The sequence below is a fragment of the Streptomyces sp. NPDC079020 genome (assembly GCF_044542225.1).
Classification (GTDB): domain Bacteria; phylum Actinomycetota; class Actinomycetes; order Streptomycetales; family Streptomycetaceae; genus Streptomyces.
Window position 1 is genome coordinate 50,474 of record NZ_JBITUB010000011.1, and the last position, 15,363, is coordinate 65,836.

Here is a 15,363-nt window from a genome sequence, read left to right on the forward strand (position 1 = left end):
GGGCGTGCGTACCGGATCCTTCGTCGACGCGCGGCCGACGTCAGCTGAACACCACGGAGCGGACCTTGAGGCGCTCGGAGGCGTGGCCGCCGTTCGGGCGGAGGCTGAAGTAGGGGCCCTCGCAGTCGGCACCGGCGAAGACCGTGGCCGTCGAGCCGGTGTAATTGCGCGGGGAGTGCGCGGGCGTGGTCCACTCGGGGGCGACCTCGGGCAGGGTGATGCAGACCCCGCTCGGCGGGTCGATCAGGCCGCCGATGTGCGGGGTGCCGGCCGGGTCGTTGTAGGTGTAGATGAAGTCGCCGTCCGCCGCGGAGGCTGCGCCGGGGGCGGCGAGGAGTACGGCGAAGCCGCAGGCGGCGGCGGTGGCGAGGGCGCGCAGGCGCGTGGAGGTCGTCCCATTCGTAGCGGGGGTCGGTCGGGCGGGCCCCAGTTTTCCCCGCGATGATCTTGGGTCGGCCCCGTGAGGCCGGAGGAACGATTCGTCCTCACTCGAAAGGCGTAACTGTTCGAGGCTCCGGCCGGGCCGTGCTCCGGGCCGCCCCGTGGTGGTGCGGTCCGCCGGGGCTCAGATGCCGTTGTAGAAGATGAGCGAGACCCTGATGTTCAGCTACTCCTGTGATGCCACCTCGCCACGGATCCTCACCGTGCCGCCGTCCTGAGCCACCACGTTGTGGACGGTCATGGTCGCGCCCCCCAAGAAGGGCTTGCTGGCGATGGGTTCGACTTCGGTCATACAAGCGACCACCTTGGAGTACGCGTCCACTCCGTCCAGGCCCAGTGCTTGGTCGAACACTCCACGCTTGCGGAGCGTGTAATTACCGGCTCCCGTTCTGGGAAGTGCCGCGACAGCGTTCTCACGCGTGTCCGGCCGAACCACGTCGTCGGGTGTGCCGCTCTCGCCGTTCATGCGAAAGATCCTTCCGGGCTGGGGTCAGGAGGCTTCTGCGCCGGTACGTCATCAGTGTTCCCAGACCTCTCGCGCCGGCTTCAGCAACCACCCGTTCGGCACGGGAACGCTCCCCCGACGGGGTGCCGCCATGCCCCGGACCCCCGCACCCGGTCCTGCCCCCGCCCCGCTCGCCCTGGCCCCGGCTGCCTCTCAGGCGCCCCGCGGGGGACAGGCGGCGCAGGTATGCCCGTCGATCGCCGCCAGCAGTTCCGACGCGGCACTCGCCTCGGGCGCAGCCCCGGGCACCGCCTGGGGCGGGTACCCATGGGGCGAGCGCTGATGAGGCGCGCGTCCACGAGGGGCGGCCGGTGCACCGGCGGCCAGCCGCTCGGCCGTCGCGCGGCCCGCCACGACCGCGTCGTGCGCACCGCGCGCCCACTCCGGGTGGTGCGCGTGCCCGGCGGCGAGGATCGACCCGAGCAGTTCCAGCACTCCGGCCCGGTCCTTGACCGTCTCGGTCCCGGCCAGCTCCCACAGGAACGGCACCGCGGCGACGGTCGAGTCGAAGACCGCCATCGAACCGATCCAGTGCCCGAGGTCGTTCAGGGCGTCCTCGGCGCTCGGGGCGTCCCCCCAGGCGATCCGCGACAGTGTGCCGGGGACCTGGGAGGCGGAACCGTACGCATGCCGGAGATCGTGCCAGCGAACATCGCCCATGCCCTTGAGTACTGTCCCCATCCGGGCACTCAATCAGCCTTGCCCCACCGCGTCCACCATGCCGACGGCACCGTCGGCCCGGTGCAGCCGGCCCAGATACTCCCTTACCGGGCGGACGGCATCGGCCGGGGCGACGATCCCCACGTGGTTGTCGGGCCGGATCACCACGACCGTGTCCGCGCCGCCCGTACCGTACGCGGCCCGCGCGTGCCCGCGGTCGTCGATCACCCCGGCGGCGCCGTCCCCCGGCGCCTCGTCCGCCCCGTACACCCGGCAGGTCCGCACCGTGTCGCCGCCCCCGTACGCGGCGGCCGTCTCCCGCAGGGCCCGCGCGCTCCCGGGGCCGAAGCCGAGCACCGTGAAACGCGGTCCGGCGAAGGTGCGGAACAGGCTGGTCGGCGCGCCGGTCGCGGCGTCGAGGCAGGGGGCGTCGGGCGCCCGGTCCCCGGAGCACGGGCCGCCGGGGACGGCGCCGGGGCCGGGGTCCGGGGCGGCGGCCAGTGAGCTCCACCGGTAGCCCACGCCGAGTCCGGCCGTCTCCGGGGTGATCGCGGAGTCCAGGCCGCCGCCGGGCTCCCTGATCGCCGCCAGGGTGGTCCGCAGGCTCTCCGACGTGATGTCCAGGGTCCATGCGGCGACCGGCAGCCGCTCCTCCTCGTAGGTGTCCAGCAGCTCCGGTGCCGCCCGGCCGGACAGCACCTGCGCGAGCTTCCAGCCCAGGTTGAACGCGTCCTGGATACCGGTGTTCATCCCGAGCCCGCCCGCGATCGGGTGCACATGGGCCGCGTCCCCGGCGAGGAGGACCCGGCCCGCCCGGTAGCGGTCGGCCATGCGGACGTTGACGCGGTAGGTCGACAGGAGGGTGGCGTCGGTGAGGTGGCCGCCCGGGATGCCGGTGTGCCGGGTGAGCAGCCGCCTGAACCCTTCCTGGGAGGGGGCCAGCGGCCGGCCCTCGCGGTCTCGTTCGGGCCCGGCCTGGAACCACCAGCCCGAGGGCGTACCGGGGATGGGGCAGAGCATGACGGCGCCGTCCTCGTCGAACCACTGGTGCCAGCGGTCGCGGGCCAGGACGCCGTCCGTGAGGGCGACATCGCCGCAGACCATCGCCAGTGCGGCGTCGCTCTCCCCCTCGAAGGCGATGCCGAGCAGCTTGCGCACGGAGCTGTGGGCGCCGTCGCACCCGACCACGTACCGCGCCCGGACGGGCGGCCCGGCGGCGAACCCCACACCGACGCACCCGTCGCCGCCGCCGTCCGTGTCGGTGATCGCCACGGCCTCGGCGTCCAGTTCGACACGGACGCCGGACGCGGCCAGGCGGTCGCGCAGGATCTCCTCCAGCCGCCACTGGGGGATCAGCCGTCCCCGGTCGTAAGGCGCGTCGGGCGTCGGGGCGAGGCCCGCGTACGGATCGGTGTCCGCGACCGGCAGGCCGTCCCGGTACTTGCGCATCGGCAGGGGCGCCGAACCGGCGGCCAGCACCTCGTCGGCGACGCCCAGATCCGCCAGGACTTCGAGGGAACGGGGGTTGGGGCCCTTGGCCCGCGAACTGCGCGGGTACGCGGGGGACTTGTCGACGATCCGTACGGCGATGCCGCGCCGGGCGAGATCGCACGCCAGGGTCAGTCCGGTCGGGCCCGCGCCCACGATCAGTACGTCGGTCATGACTGCTCCTCGGTCCGTGTTTCCGGAGACCCAGGAAAACGTAACCGAGTTAAAAAAGCAACTGAGTAATAATTTTGGGCGGGCCTTGAGCCGGCGGAGGCGGGAGGTCAGTCCTCCACCCCGGCCGCACGCGTGTCGTACGCGGCGCGGGCCTCCGCGATCTCGTTCTGGTGCTCCTCGGTCCAGGTCACCAGGGAGCGGATGGTGGTGTGCAGCGTGCCGCCGAGCGGGGTGAGCTCGTACTCGACCCGCGGCGGTACGACGGCGTGGACCGTCCGTTCGACCAGTCCGTCGCGCTCCAGCTGACGCAGGGTCACGGTCAGCATCCGCTGGCTGATGCCGTCGATCTCGCGGCGCAGCTGGGTGAAGCGGAGCTTGCGGCGGTCGAGCAGGGCGATCACCAGCAGGGACCACTTGTCGGCGACCCGGTCCAGGATCTGCCGCACCTCGCAGCCCTCGCGGGTGTCCCACTGGAAGGGGTCGGGGTCGCCGGTCAGGGGGTTGGTGGCCTCGTCCCCGGACCGGGCCGCGGCCCCGGCCTCGGTGCCGGCTCCGGTGCTGGCTTCGGCTGCGGCTCCGGCTCCGGTTCCGGCTCCGGCTTCGAGTGCGGCGCCGGTATCGGGCGAGGTCATGGTGCCTTCGGGGTGACTCGGTGACTTCAAAGTGCCTACTTCCATGGCACCCCAGGGTGGCGCAGGATTCCCATGGTTACAAGAGGGAACCGACCCTCTTGTGCGTAACCGACCTGGCCGTCCGTCGGCCGGTTCCGGAAGGGGACACCTGTGTCTGCCGACGTACCCACGTCATCCGCCTCCGCGCCACTGCCGGCCCCGCCCGGGGCCACGTCGCTCTCCCCCCGGGCCTGGGCCCTGCTGCTCGTACTGTGCGGCACGATCTTCCTGGAGGGCATCGATGTCGCCATGCTCGCGGTGGCGGTCCCCTCCATCAGGTCCGACCTCGATCTGTCCACCGGCACCGCGGCCTGGGTGATGAGTGCCTACGTCCTCGGTTACGCGGGCTTCACCCTGCTCGGCGGGCGGGCGGCCGACCTGCTCGGCAGGCGCCGGATGTTCCTCGTCTGGCTCACCGTCTTCCTGCTCTTCTCCGGGCTGGGCGGCTTGGCCACCGAGGGCTGGATGCTGGTCGTCGCCCGCTTCGTCACCGGGGTGGCCTCCGCCTTCATGACCCCTGCGGCGATGTCGCTGATCACCACCTCGTACGCGGAGGGGCCGCAGCGCAACAAGGCCCTGCTCGTCTTCGCGGGCACCGCGGCGGGTGGTTTCTCGCTGGGGCTCGTCATCGGCGGGCTGCTCACCCAGCTCGGCTGGCGCTGGGTGTTCTTCGCGCCGGTGATCCTGGCCGCGCTGCTGCTGGTCGCGGCGCTGCGGACCGTCCCCGTCGAACCGCGCCCCGTCCGCACCGGCGGCTTCGACCTGCCGGGCGCCGCCGCGGCGGCCGGGGCGATGCTGCTGCTCGCCTACGGAATCGTGCGGCTGGAGCACGGGTTCGACGGCTGGCCGTGGACGGCCGGGGCGTTCGCCGCCGGGCTGGTCCTCATCCCGCTCTTCGTCGCGGTCGAACGCCGTGCGGCCGCCCCGCTGGTCCGGCTGTCGATGCTGCGCCGGGCCCCGATGATCCGGGCCGACCTCGGGGCGCTGCTCTTCGTGGGCTCCTTCTTCGGGTTCCAGTTCGTGATGACCCTGTACCTCCAGGAACTGCGCGGCTGGTCCTCGCTCCAGACCGCGCTGGCCCTGGTGGCGATGGGTTCCGACGCGGTCCTCGCCCCGACGCTCACCCCGCGTCTGGTCGCCCGCTACGGCAACGCCAAGGTCATCCTCGGCGGCTTCCTCCTCGCCATCGCCTCGTACGCGCTGTTCCTGCCGGTCGGGCTCGACTGGTCGTACGCGGCGATGCTGCCGACCTTCTTCCTCACCGGCATGGCCTTCGCCCTGGCGTACGGCCCCCTGTCGATCGCCGCGACGGACGGGGTGCCGGACAGCGAACAGGGGCTGGCGGGGGGTCTGCTGCACACCTCGACCCAGTTCGGCTCGGCGGTCGGGATCTCGGCGGTGACGGCGGTGTACGGAATCGCCTCCGCGGGGAACGACGGCTCCGCCGGGGCGGCCCTGTCCGCCTTCCGTACGGCCCTGGTGGTGCCGGTGGTGATGGTGGTGCTGGGCGCCCTGATCACCGCCCTCGGCCTGCGCCGGCGGAAGGGGACGACGCCGCCCTCCGCCGGGCCGGTCCGGCCGGCTCAGGAGGTGGGTGCCCGCTCCGGGACCGAGGCGCCGGGGCCCGTGCCCGTACCGTGAGCGGAACCGGAACCGGAAACGGAACGGGAACCGGAACCGGAACCTGCGGCGGAAACGGAACCCGCGGCGGTACCGGAGGCGGAGGCCGCGTGTGCCAGGCGCACCGCCTTCGCCCGGTTCCGCCGCGCCGTGCGCAGCGCGTCCCAGGTCAGCAGCGACAGCGCCAGCCAGACCAGCGCGAACCCGGCCCACCGCTCGGGCGGCATCTCCTCGTGGAAGTACACGATGCCGAGCGCGAACTGGAAGACCGGGGCCAGATACTGCAACAGCCCCAGCGTGGACAGCGGCACCCGGATCGCCGCCGCGCCGAAGCAGACCAGCGGCACCGCCGTGATGACGCCCGTCGCGGCGAGCAGCACCCCGTGGCCCGCGCCCCCGGACGTGAACGTCGCCCCGCCGCGCGCCCCGAGCCAGAGCAGGAACCCGAGCGCGGGCAGGAACAGCACCGCCGTCTCGGCGGCCAGTGACTCCAGCCCGCCCATGTTGACCTTCTTCTTCACCAGGCCGTACGCCGCGAAGGAGAAGGCCAGCGTCAGCGAGATCCAGGGCGGGCGTCCGTACCCGATGGCCAGCACCAGCACGGCGAGGAAACCGGTCGCGACCGCGACCCACTGGACGGGGCGCAGCCGCTCGCCGAGCAGCAGGACGCCCATGGCTATGGTGACCAGCGGGTTGATGAAGTAGCCGAGCGAGGCCTCGACCACCTGGCCGTTGTTGACGGCCCAGATGTACAGGCCCCAGTTGACCGTGATGACCCCCGCCGCCAGGGCGATCAGGCCGAGCTTGCGGGGGGCGCGGACCAGTTCGCCCAGCCAGGCCCAGCGGCCCACGACGAGCAGGGCCACGCCGACGGCGCCCAGTGACCACACCATCCGGTGGGCGAGGATCTCGATCGCCCCGGACGGCTTCAGAAGCGGCCAGAACAGGGGGACCACGCCCCACATCCCGTATGCGCCGATTCCGTACAGCAGACCTGCCCGCTGTTCGTTCTTCCCCTGCACGGGCCCTCCCGGCGTACGTGTGTCGACGGATCGGCCGACTGCACGAAGGTAGCGCCGGAAGGGCCCGGTGTCATAGCCGTCTCAGGGAAACACTCATGACAGGTGGGTGTTCGGCTCACGGCTGCGGCCCGGGGGAGTGCTCGTCCCGGGCCGCCGTCCGTGGAAGTGCCCGGATCAGGCCGCGGCGAGGGCCGCGGTCACCGTCTCGGCGAGCGGTGTCGTCGGGCGGCCGATCAGCCGGGCCAGGTCGCCGCCGGCCGGGGCGAGCCGGCCGCGCCCGATCGCCTCGTCGACGTCGACGAGGATCGCGGCGAAGGCCTCGGGCAGTCCCGCGCCGACCAGGATCTCCTGGTGGACGGCGGCGGGGACGTTGTTGTACGCGATCTCCCTGCCGGTCGCCCCGGACAGCAGCGCGGCGTACTCGGCGAACGACCACGCGGTGTCGCCGCTCAGCTCGTACGCGGTGTTCAGGTGGCCCTCGCCGGTGAGCACGGCCGCCGCCGCGGCGGCGTAGTCGGCCCGGGTGGCGGAGGCGACGCGCCCGTCGCCCGCGTTGGAGACGACCGCGCCGTGCTCCAGGACCGGGGCGAGGTTGGCCGTGTAGTTCTCGGTGTACCAGCCGTTGCGCAGGAAGGTGTACGGCAGTCCCGAATCGAGGATCAGCCGCTCGGTGACCTTGTGCTCGGCGGCGAGGTCGAAGTCGGCGTCGGGGCCGCCCAGGACTCCGGTGTACGCGAGCTGGGCGACGCCCGCCTCCCGGGCCGCGTCGATGACGGCGGTGTGCTGCGGCACCCGCCTGCCCACCTCGCTGCCGGAGATCAGCAGCACCCGGTCGCCCGCGTGGAAGGCCCCGGCGAGGGTCTCGGGGCGGTCGTAGTCGGCGATGCGCAGCTCGACGCCGCGGGCGGCGAGGGAGGTGGCCTTCTCCTTGTCGCGGACGACCGCCGCGATCCGGTCCGCGGGGACCGAGGTCAGCAGCTGCTCGACGACGAGGCGGCCGAGCTCTCCGGTGGCTCCGGTGACGACGATGCTCATGGGGGATTTCTCCTGTTCGGGGGGTTCGGTCCGCTTCCGGGCCGTCTGGAACTCACCCTACGGCGTGCACTAACCAGGAGAAAGTACCCACTTTGAAGTAAGGTACTGGCATGGGAGTAAGTGAGATGAAGCGGGACCCGGACGTCAACCGGGCGATGTGCCCCTCGCGCCTGGTGCTGGAACACGTCACCAGCCGCTGGGGCGTCCTCGTGCTGGCCGCCTTGCTGGAGCGCTCGTACCGCTTCAGCGAGCTGCGCCGCACGGTCGGCGGCGTCAGCGAGAAGATGCTGGCCCAGACTCTCCAGACGCTGGAGCGCGACGGCTTCGTCCACCGGGACGCCAAACCGGTGATCCCGCCGCGGGTGGACTACTCGCTCACCGAGCTGGGCAGGGAGGCCGCCCAGCAGGTGTGGGAGCTGGCGCGCTGGACCGAGCACCGGGTGGACGCGGTGCGCGCGGCGCGCGAGGCGTACGACGAGGCCCGGACCTGAAGGTTCCGGTCCGGGCCCCGTCGGGTGCCGCTGTCCGCGGTGAAGGGGCCGGCCTGCCGGCCGGCCGTCGTCAGCCGACGACCGTCCAGGTGTCGTTGCCCGCGAGCAGCGCGGCCAGGTCACCCTTGCCGTTGCGCTCGACCGCGGAGTCCAGTTGGTCGGACATCTGGCTGTCGTAGACCGGCCGTTCGACACTGCGCAGCACCCCGATGGGGGTGTGGTGCAGGGTGTCCGGGTCGGCGAGCCGGGAGAGGGCGAAGGCCGTGGTCGGCGAGGCGGCGTGCGCGTCGTGGACCAGGATCTGCGAACGGTTCTCCTCGGTGACCGCGACCACCCGCAGATCTCCGGTCGCCGGATCCCGTACGACACCCTTCGCGTCCTCGGCGCCGAAGAGGATCGGCTGACCGTGCTCCAGCCGGATCACCGCCTCCTGCGCCTTCTCCTTGTCCTTGAGGACCTCGAACGCGCCGTCGTTGAAGATGTTGCAGTTCTGGTAGATCTCCACCAGCGCCGTGCCCGGGTGGTCGGCCGCCGCGCGCAGCACGCCGGTCAGGTGCTTGCGGTCGGAGTCGACCGTGCGCGCCACGAAGGACGCCTCCGCGCCGATCGCCAGCGACACCGGGTTGAAGGGTGCGTCGAGCGAACCCATCGGCGTCGACTTGGTGATCTTTCCGACCTCGGAGGTCGGGCTGTACTGGCCCTTCGTCAGCCCGTAGATCCGGTTGTTGAACAGCAGGATCTTCAGGTTCACATTGCGCCGCAGCGCGTGGATCAGGTGGTTGCCGCCGATGGACAGCGCGTCGCCGTCACCGGTGACGACCCACACCGACAGATCGCGGCGCGAGGTGGCGAGCCCGGTGGCGATGGACGGGGCACGGCCGTGGATGGAGTGCATCCCGTAGGTGTTCATGTAGTACGGGAACCGGGAGGAGCAGCCGATGCCGGAGACGAAGGTGATGTTCTCCTTCGCCAGGCCCAGCTCGGGCATGAACCCCTGTACGGCGGCGAGGACCGCGTAGTCGCCGCAGCCGGGGCACCAGCGCACTTCCTGGTCGGACTTGAAGTCCTTCATGGACTGCTTCGCCTCGGCCTTCGGCACCAGCTGCAACAGCTCGTTGGTGTCAGGCATCGATGGCCTCCTTGAGAGCTGTCGCGAGCTGCTCGGCCTTGAACGGCATTCCGTTGACCTGGTTGTAGCTGCGGGCGTCGACCAGATACTTCGCCCGGAGCAGCATGGCGAGCTGCCCGAGGTTCATCTCCGGGACGACCACCTTGTCGTAGCGCCCCAGCACCTCGCCGAGGTTCTTCGGGAAGGGGTTGAGGTGTCTCAGGTGCGCCTGGGCGATGGACTGTCCATCGCCGCGCAGCCTGCGTACGGCGGCGGTGATCGGCCCGTAGGTCGAGCCCCAGCCGATCACCAGCGTCCGCGCTCCCGAGGGGTCGTCGACCTCCAGGTCCGGGACCTCGATGCCGTCGATCTTGGCCTGCCGGGTGCGGACCATGAAGTCGTGGTTGGCGGGGTCGTACGAGATGTTGCCCGTGCCGTCCTGCTTCTCGATGCCGCCGATACGGTGTTCGAGGCCCGGGGTGCCGGGCACCGCCCAGGGGCGGGCCAGGGTCTGCGGGTCGCGCTTGTAGGGCCAGAACACCTCGGTGCCGTCGGCCAGTTCGTGGTTGGGGCCGGTGGCGAACCGCACCCGCAGGTCGGGGAGCAGGTCGACCTCGGGGATCCGCCACGGCTCGGAACCGTTGGCCAGATAGCCGTCGGAGAGCAGGAACACCGGAGTCCGGTACGTCAGCGCGATCCGGGCGGCGTCGATCGCGGCGTCGAAGCAGTCGGCCGGGGTCCGCGGGGCCACGATCGGCACCGGGGCCTCGCCGTTGCGCCCGTACATCGCCTGGAGCAGGTCGGCCTGCTCGGTCTTGGTGGGCAGTCCGGTCGACGGGCCGCCGCGCTGGATGTCGACGATCAGCAGCGGCAGTTCGAGGGAGACGGCGAGCCCGATGGTCTCCGACTTCAGCGCCACGCCCGGACCGGATGTGGTCGTGACCGCCAGCGAACCGCCGAAGGCGGCACCCAGCGCGGCGCCGATGCCCGCGATCTCGTCCTCGGCCTGGAAGGTCCGCACGCCGAAGTTCTTGTGGCGGCTGAGCTCGTGCAGGATGTCCGAGGCCGGGGTGATGGGGTACGAGCCGAGATAGAGCGGCAGATCCGCCTGCCGGCTCGCGGCGATCAGCCCGTACGACAGGGCGAGGTTCCCGGAGATGTTGCGGTACGTCCCGGTGGGGAACGCCTGGGTGGCGGGCGCCACCTCGTAGCTCACCGCGAAGTCCTCGGTGGTCTCACCGAAATTCCAGCCGGCCCGGAACGCGGTCACGTTCGCCTCGGCGATCTCCGGCTTCTTCGCGAACTTCTGCCGGAGGAACTTCTCGGTGCCCTCGGTCGGCCGGTGGTACATCCACGACAGCAGGCCCAGCGCGAACATGTTCTTCGAGCGTTCGGCCTCCTTGCGGGGGAGCCCGAACTCCTTCAGCGCCTCCAGCGTCAGCGTGGTCAGCGGCACCGGATGGACGTTGTACGCCTCCAGCGAGCCGTCCTCCAGCGGGCTGGTCGCGTACCCCACCTTCGCCATCGGCCGCTTCGTGAACTCGTCGGTGTTGATGATGATTTCGGCGCCGCGCGGCACATCGGCGATGTTCGCCCGCAGCGCGGCGGGGTTCATCGCCACCAGCACGTTGGGAGCGTCGCCCGGCGTGAGGATGTCGTGGTCGGCGAAGTGCAGCTGGAAGGAGGAGACGCCCGGCAGGGTGCCGGCGGGGGCCCGGATCTCGGCGGGGAAGTTCGGCAGCGTCGAGAGGTCGTTCCCGAAGGAGGCCGTCTCGGAGGTGAACCGGTCACCCGTGAGCTGCATTCCGTCGCCGGAGTCACCCGCGAAACGGATGATCACCCGGTCCAGGCGGCGGACTTCTTTTCCGTCGGCGCCTGTGGTTCCTGACCGGGGAGCCCGCTGCTCCCCGACGACGGCCTCGCCGGCCTCATCGGCCCTCTCGGCCGGGCTACTGACCTGGCTGGTCACTGAACTGGACCTCCCTCGGGGCGGCGGTTCGGGACCGTCCGGCCCGCCGGTGGTCCCTCGGCCCACCCTACTTCCGCAGAGGTCGCCTTCCAGGGACCGATCATATGGTGGACGCCCTTTTGAGACACCCATTTGACCTGATTTGACATTATTTCCAAGCCCCCCAGTCGTTCACCCGAAACGCTGCGTGCTCATTCTTTGGTGCTAGGTCCTCGACTTCCGCGATCGATCTGACAGGGTGTCAGCTCGCTAGGATCTGATGTAGGTGAGGACGGCCAGAACACGTCGGTGATCTCCGTCACTGGGGGAGAGGCCCAGTTTCAGGAAGATATTGCTGACGTGCTTCTCCACCGCGCCGTCGCTGACCACCAGCTGTCTGGCCACCGCGGAATTCGTCCTGCCCTCGGCCATCAGACCGAGGACCTCCCGCTCGCGCGGCGTGAGCCCGGCCAGGACGTCCTGCTTACGGCTCCGGCCCAGCAGCTGCGCGACCACTTCCGGGTCCAGCGCCGTCCCGCCCTGCGCCACCCGCACGACGGCGTCCACGAACTCCCGGACCTCCGCCACCCGGTCCTTCAGCAGATAGCCCACTCCGCGGCTGCTGCCGGCCAGCAGCTCGGTCGCGTACTGCTCCTCGACGTACTGCGACAGCACCAGCACCCCGATCCCGGGGTAGTCCTTGCGCAGCTGCACCGCGGCCCGCACCCCTTCGTCGGTGTGGGTGGGCGGCATCCGCACATCGGCCACCACCACATCGGGCAGCGCCTGCTGCGCGTCGAGGTCCGCCACGGTCTTGAGCAGCGCCTCGGCGTCCCCCACCCCCGCGACGACATCGTGCCCGAGATCGGTGAGCAGCCGGGTGAGTCCTTCCCGAAGCAGTACCGAATCCTCGGCGATGACCACCCGCACCCTGTCCTCCACGACGCTGTGTCCCCCCACTGTTGTTGATGTGTGTCCGGCTTCTTCCGCCCCCAGCATCCCAGGACCGGCGGGCGGATGGGGCGGCACCTGGACAGGGGGTGCGACTTGGTGAGGTTTCCCCGATTCGGGGGCGGACACGCAGCGTGTCGGGAGTTTCACCAGGTGGTGGTACAGGTGGCCCGCCGGGCGATCACGGGAAGGCCTGCGGGCGCCCCGTAGGAGGCCATCACGGGGGAGGCCTGCGGGCGGGGCCGACTGTGGCCCGGCCGAGCGCCGGCGGGCGGGGTGGGGCAGCCCACCGCCCCGGCGCGGACCGGGCGTCCGGGGCGGGGCGGTGGGGGCGCTGTGCGGGGGCGCTGTGCGGTGCGGGCTCAGCCGCGCCAGGGCAGCTCGGCCGTGATCGTGGTCGGGCCGCCCACCGGGGAATCGATCACGAGGATGCCGTCCACCGCGTCCAGCCGCTCCGTCAGACCGGCCAGACCGCTGCCCGACGTCACATCGGCGCCGCCCCGCCCGTTGTCCGTGACCTGGATCAGCAGGCGGTCGGCCGCGCGCCATACGTCGACGGACGCCGACCGGGCGCCGCTGTGCTTGCTGACGTTCTGGAGGAGTTCCGACACCGTGAAGTAGGCGATCCCCTCGATGGCCTGGGCGGGCCTCGTGCTCAGGTCCACCTCGACCTTCACGGGGACGGTGCAGCGGGAGGCGATGGCGGAGAGTGCGGCGTCGAGTCCGCGGTCGGTGAGGACGGCGGGGTGGATGCCGCGTGCGAGGTCGCGGAGTTCCTGGAGGGCGACTTTGACCTCGCCGTGGGCTTCGTCGACCATGCGGGCGGCGGCTTCGGGGTCGGCGGTGAGTTTTTCCTTGGCGAGGCCGAGGTCCATGGCGAGGGCGACGAGGCGGGCCTGTGCGCCGTCGTGGAGGTCGCGTTCGATGCGGCGCAGGTCGGCCGCGGCGGTGTCCACGACGACCCCCCGGTCCGACTCCAGCTCGGTGACACGGGTGGCCAGCCGGGACGGGCCGAGCAGACCGGAGACCAGCAGCCGGTCCACGGACGCCAGGCCCCGGATGATCCACGGCGTGATCAGCACCACGACGAGGCCGATCGCGCTGGTCACGGCCAGCTCGAAGGGCGAGTCGAGGTAGATCTGGTGGTGGTCGTCGCCGTACAGCTGGATCCCGCCGACACCCGTGTACGCCGGGAAGACCCACTGCCACAGCGGATAGGTGAACACCGTCCACCCGACCGACCAGAACGTGACGGCCACGACGAAGGCGAAGATCGCCCACGGAAAGTGCAGGAGCGAGTAGAGCAGGTGCCGCCAGGACGCCCCGCTCTTCAGCACCGCGCCGACCCACGACATCAAGCCGCCGGTCTTCCCCCGCGCCGGCGCGGGGGACGGCACGTCCAGCTCCAGCAGCCCGCGCGCCCGCGCCCGTTCCATCGCGCCGAAGCCCCGGCACATCGCCAGCCCCACCGCGAGCACCGGAATGCCGAGGAACGTGATCAGCAGGCCGAAGCCCATCGTGGTCATGGTGATCGAGAAGGCGAACAGCACGACGCTGATCGGGAGGCTCAGCACCAGGTACAGGAGCTCGCGCCACGTCCGTGCCTCCAGCGGCGCACGCAGCGCGGCCGGGAGGAAGTGCTTGGCCGGGGGGTGGTCCCCTCCGGCGGAACCGGACCTCTGGGGGTCCCGTGTGTCCGGTCCGTATGCCGTGGCCATGAGGTCCGTCCGTTCCGTCTCTGTCACAGCGGCTCGTTCTCCGCGGAATGTGCGTTCTCGACTGGTACCAGGGTGCGGGGCCGCCGGGGCCCCGCACCATGAGGGGGGTCTCCGTATCCGCCCGGGGGTTTTCCCCACCCCCGGGTGGACGGTGAGACCCACCCCCGGGCGGATGACGAGACGCCCCCCCCGGGAGTGGATGGCGAGACCCGCCGCCGGGTGGACGGTGAGACCTACCCCCGGGCGGATGGCGAGACGCCCCGCCGCCCCGCAGCCGCCTTCATACCGCCTTCGCCGGCCCTGTACGGTCGCGCCAGGGCAGCTCCGCGGTGACGGTCGTCGGGCCGCCGGCCGGGGAGTCCAGGACGAACAGCCCGTCCACCGCCCCCAGGCGTTCCGCGAGCCCCGCCATCCCCGTACCGCCGTCCATCCGCGCCCCGCCCGACCCGTCGTCCCGCACCTGGATCAGCAGGCGGTCGGCCGCGCGCCATACGTCGACGGACGCCGACCGGGCGCCGCTGTGCTTGCTGACGTTCTGGAGGAGTTCCGACACCGTGAAGTAGGCGCTGCCCTCGATGGCCTCGGCGGGCCGCCCCGGCAGCTCGACCGTCACTTTCACGGGGACGGTGCAGCGGGAGGCGATGGCGGAGAGTGCGGCGTCGAGTCCGCGGTCGGTGAGGACGGCGGGGTGGATGCCGCGTGCGAGGTCGCGGAGTTCCTGGAGGGCGACTTTGACCTCGCCGTGGGCTTCGTCGACCATGCGGGCGGCGGTTTCGGGGTCGGCGGTGAGTTTTTCCTTGGCGAGGCCGAGGTCCATGGCGAGGGCGACGAGGCGGGCCTGTGCGCCGTCGTGGAGGTCGCGTTCGATGCGGCGCAGGTCGGCGGCGGCGGTGTCCACGACGACCCCCCGGTCCGACTCCAGCTCCGCGATCCTGCGTTCCAGTTCGTCGGAGGGCGAGAGCAGGCCCCGCACCATCGCCCGGTCCGCGTTGGCCAGCGCCCGCGCGATGAACGGGAGAACCGGCCACAGGACGAACAGACTCACCAGGGTCACCACGAACGTCACGATGCCCCACGGCAGCCGGATGAACGCGAACAGCAGAGCCCGCCAGCCCACCGGATCCTTCAGCCCCGACCACAGCCAGGGGAAGAACCCGGCCTCCCGGCGGCTGCGCGCCATCGAGCTCGGCTCCTCGACGTGCAGACCGAGCATGGCCCGCGCCCGGCCCCGTTCCGCCCGGCCGAGCAGCCGGGCGCCCTGGAGCCCCAGGGTGAGCAGGGGCAGACCGATCACCGTGACGGAGAACCCCACACCGACGCCGAGCATGAACACCGCATAAACAAAACCGGCAATCGTCATGGGCAGGTTGGCCAGGAGGTACGCGATCTCCTTCCAGGTCCACCGGTCGAAGGCGAAGCGCGCGGGCGGCGGCCGGTCGTTGTCGGGCGCAGAGGGGCTCATGGTCATACGACCAGCCTGCCGGGCCGCGCCCGCGCACGCCATGGGGCTCGTTGGCGACGTGAAGTAGGG

13 protein-coding genes are annotated in these 15,363 nt (G+C 71.5%); 2 read left to right on the forward strand and 11 right to left on the reverse strand.

The window, feature by feature from the left end; genetic code table 11:
• Positions 1–607: 607 nt before the first annotated feature.
• From ACIGJO_RS23065 to ACIGJO_RS23080, 4 genes are all read right to left on the reverse strand, one after another.
• On the reverse strand, positions 608–907 hold the full coding sequence (locus ACIGJO_RS23065) for a hypothetical protein (protein WP_399960904.1): 300 nt from the start codon (positions 905–907) through the stop codon (positions 608–610).
• A gap of 192 nt (positions 908–1,099) precedes the next feature.
• Positions 1,100–1,627: a hypothetical protein gene (locus ACIGJO_RS23070; RefSeq protein ID WP_399960906.1), complete on the reverse strand. Its 528-nt coding sequence runs from the start codon at positions 1,625–1,627 to the stop codon at positions 1,100–1,102.
• 12 nt (positions 1,628–1,639) lie between these two features.
• Positions 1,640–3,268, reverse strand: a complete 1,629-nt coding sequence (locus ACIGJO_RS23075; RefSeq protein WP_399960908.1) for an FAD-dependent monooxygenase — start codon at positions 3,266–3,268, stop codon at positions 1,640–1,642.
• A gap of 107 nt (positions 3,269–3,375) precedes the next feature.
• Positions 3,376–3,900 (reverse strand): winged helix-turn-helix transcriptional regulator, encoded by a 525-nt coding sequence (locus tag ACIGJO_RS23080; RefSeq protein WP_399960910.1) that lies wholly within the window; start codon positions 3,898–3,900, stop codon positions 3,376–3,378.
• A 150-nt stretch (positions 3,901–4,050) separates the two neighbouring features.
• On the opposite strand from ACIGJO_RS23080, the gene ACIGJO_RS23085 reads away from it, so the two are divergent.
• The gene (locus ACIGJO_RS23085; protein WP_399960912.1) at positions 4,051–5,580 is read left to right on the forward strand and encodes an MFS transporter; all 1,530 of its coding nucleotides are present in this window, start codon (positions 4,051–4,053) and stop codon (positions 5,578–5,580) included.
• Here ACIGJO_RS23085 and rarD read toward each other — a convergent pair.
• Together rarD and ACIGJO_RS23095 are read right to left on the reverse strand one after the other, a co-directional pair.
• The gene (gene rarD / locus ACIGJO_RS23090) at positions 5,523–6,581 is read right to left on the reverse strand and encodes an EamA family transporter RarD (protein WP_399960914.1); all 1,059 of its coding nucleotides are present in this window, start codon (positions 6,579–6,581) and stop codon (positions 5,523–5,525) included. The genes ACIGJO_RS23085 and rarD overlap by 58 nt on opposite strands.
• A 174-nt stretch (positions 6,582–6,755) precedes the next feature.
• Positions 6,756–7,616 (reverse strand): SDR family oxidoreductase, encoded by an 861-nt coding sequence (locus ACIGJO_RS23095; RefSeq protein WP_399960916.1) that lies wholly within the window; start codon positions 7,614–7,616, stop codon positions 6,756–6,758.
• A 110-nt stretch (positions 7,617–7,726) separates the two neighbouring features.
• Here ACIGJO_RS23095 and ACIGJO_RS23100 point away from each other — a divergent pair, with 110 nt between their 5' ends.
• The gene (locus ACIGJO_RS23100; RefSeq protein ID WP_399960919.1) at positions 7,727–8,107 is read left to right on the forward strand and encodes a winged helix-turn-helix transcriptional regulator; all 381 of its coding nucleotides are present in this window, start codon (positions 7,727–7,729) and stop codon (positions 8,105–8,107) included.
• 70 nt (positions 8,108–8,177) lie between these two features.
• Here ACIGJO_RS23100 and ACIGJO_RS23105 read toward each other — a convergent pair whose 3' ends face one another.
• From ACIGJO_RS23105 to ACIGJO_RS23125, 5 genes are all read right to left on the reverse strand, one after another.
• Positions 8,178–9,236, reverse strand: coding sequence for a 2-oxoacid:ferredoxin oxidoreductase subunit beta (locus ACIGJO_RS23105; protein ID WP_399960921.1), 1,059 nt, complete (start codon positions 9,234–9,236; stop codon positions 8,178–8,180).
• A complete protein-coding gene (locus ACIGJO_RS23110; protein WP_399960923.1) occupies positions 9,229–11,184 on the reverse strand; it encodes a 2-oxoacid:acceptor oxidoreductase subunit alpha in 1,956 nt (651 codons plus the stop codon). Before ACIGJO_RS23110 ends, ACIGJO_RS23105 begins: the two co-directional genes overlap by 8 nt.
• 249 nt (positions 11,185–11,433) lie before the next feature.
• The gene (locus tag ACIGJO_RS23115) at positions 11,434–12,093 is read right to left on the reverse strand and encodes a response regulator (protein WP_399961259.1); all 660 of its coding nucleotides are present in this window, start codon (positions 12,091–12,093) and stop codon (positions 11,434–11,436) included.
• A gap of 383 nt (positions 12,094–12,476) precedes the next feature.
• Positions 12,477–13,832, reverse strand: a complete 1,356-nt coding sequence (locus ACIGJO_RS23120; RefSeq protein WP_399961261.1) for a sensor histidine kinase — start codon at positions 13,830–13,832, stop codon at positions 12,477–12,479.
• 280 nt (positions 13,833–14,112) lie between these two features.
• Positions 14,113–15,300, reverse strand: a complete 1,188-nt coding sequence (locus ACIGJO_RS23125; RefSeq protein ID WP_399960925.1) for a sensor histidine kinase — start codon at positions 15,298–15,300, stop codon at positions 14,113–14,115.
• Positions 15,301–15,363 lie beyond the last annotated feature (63 nt).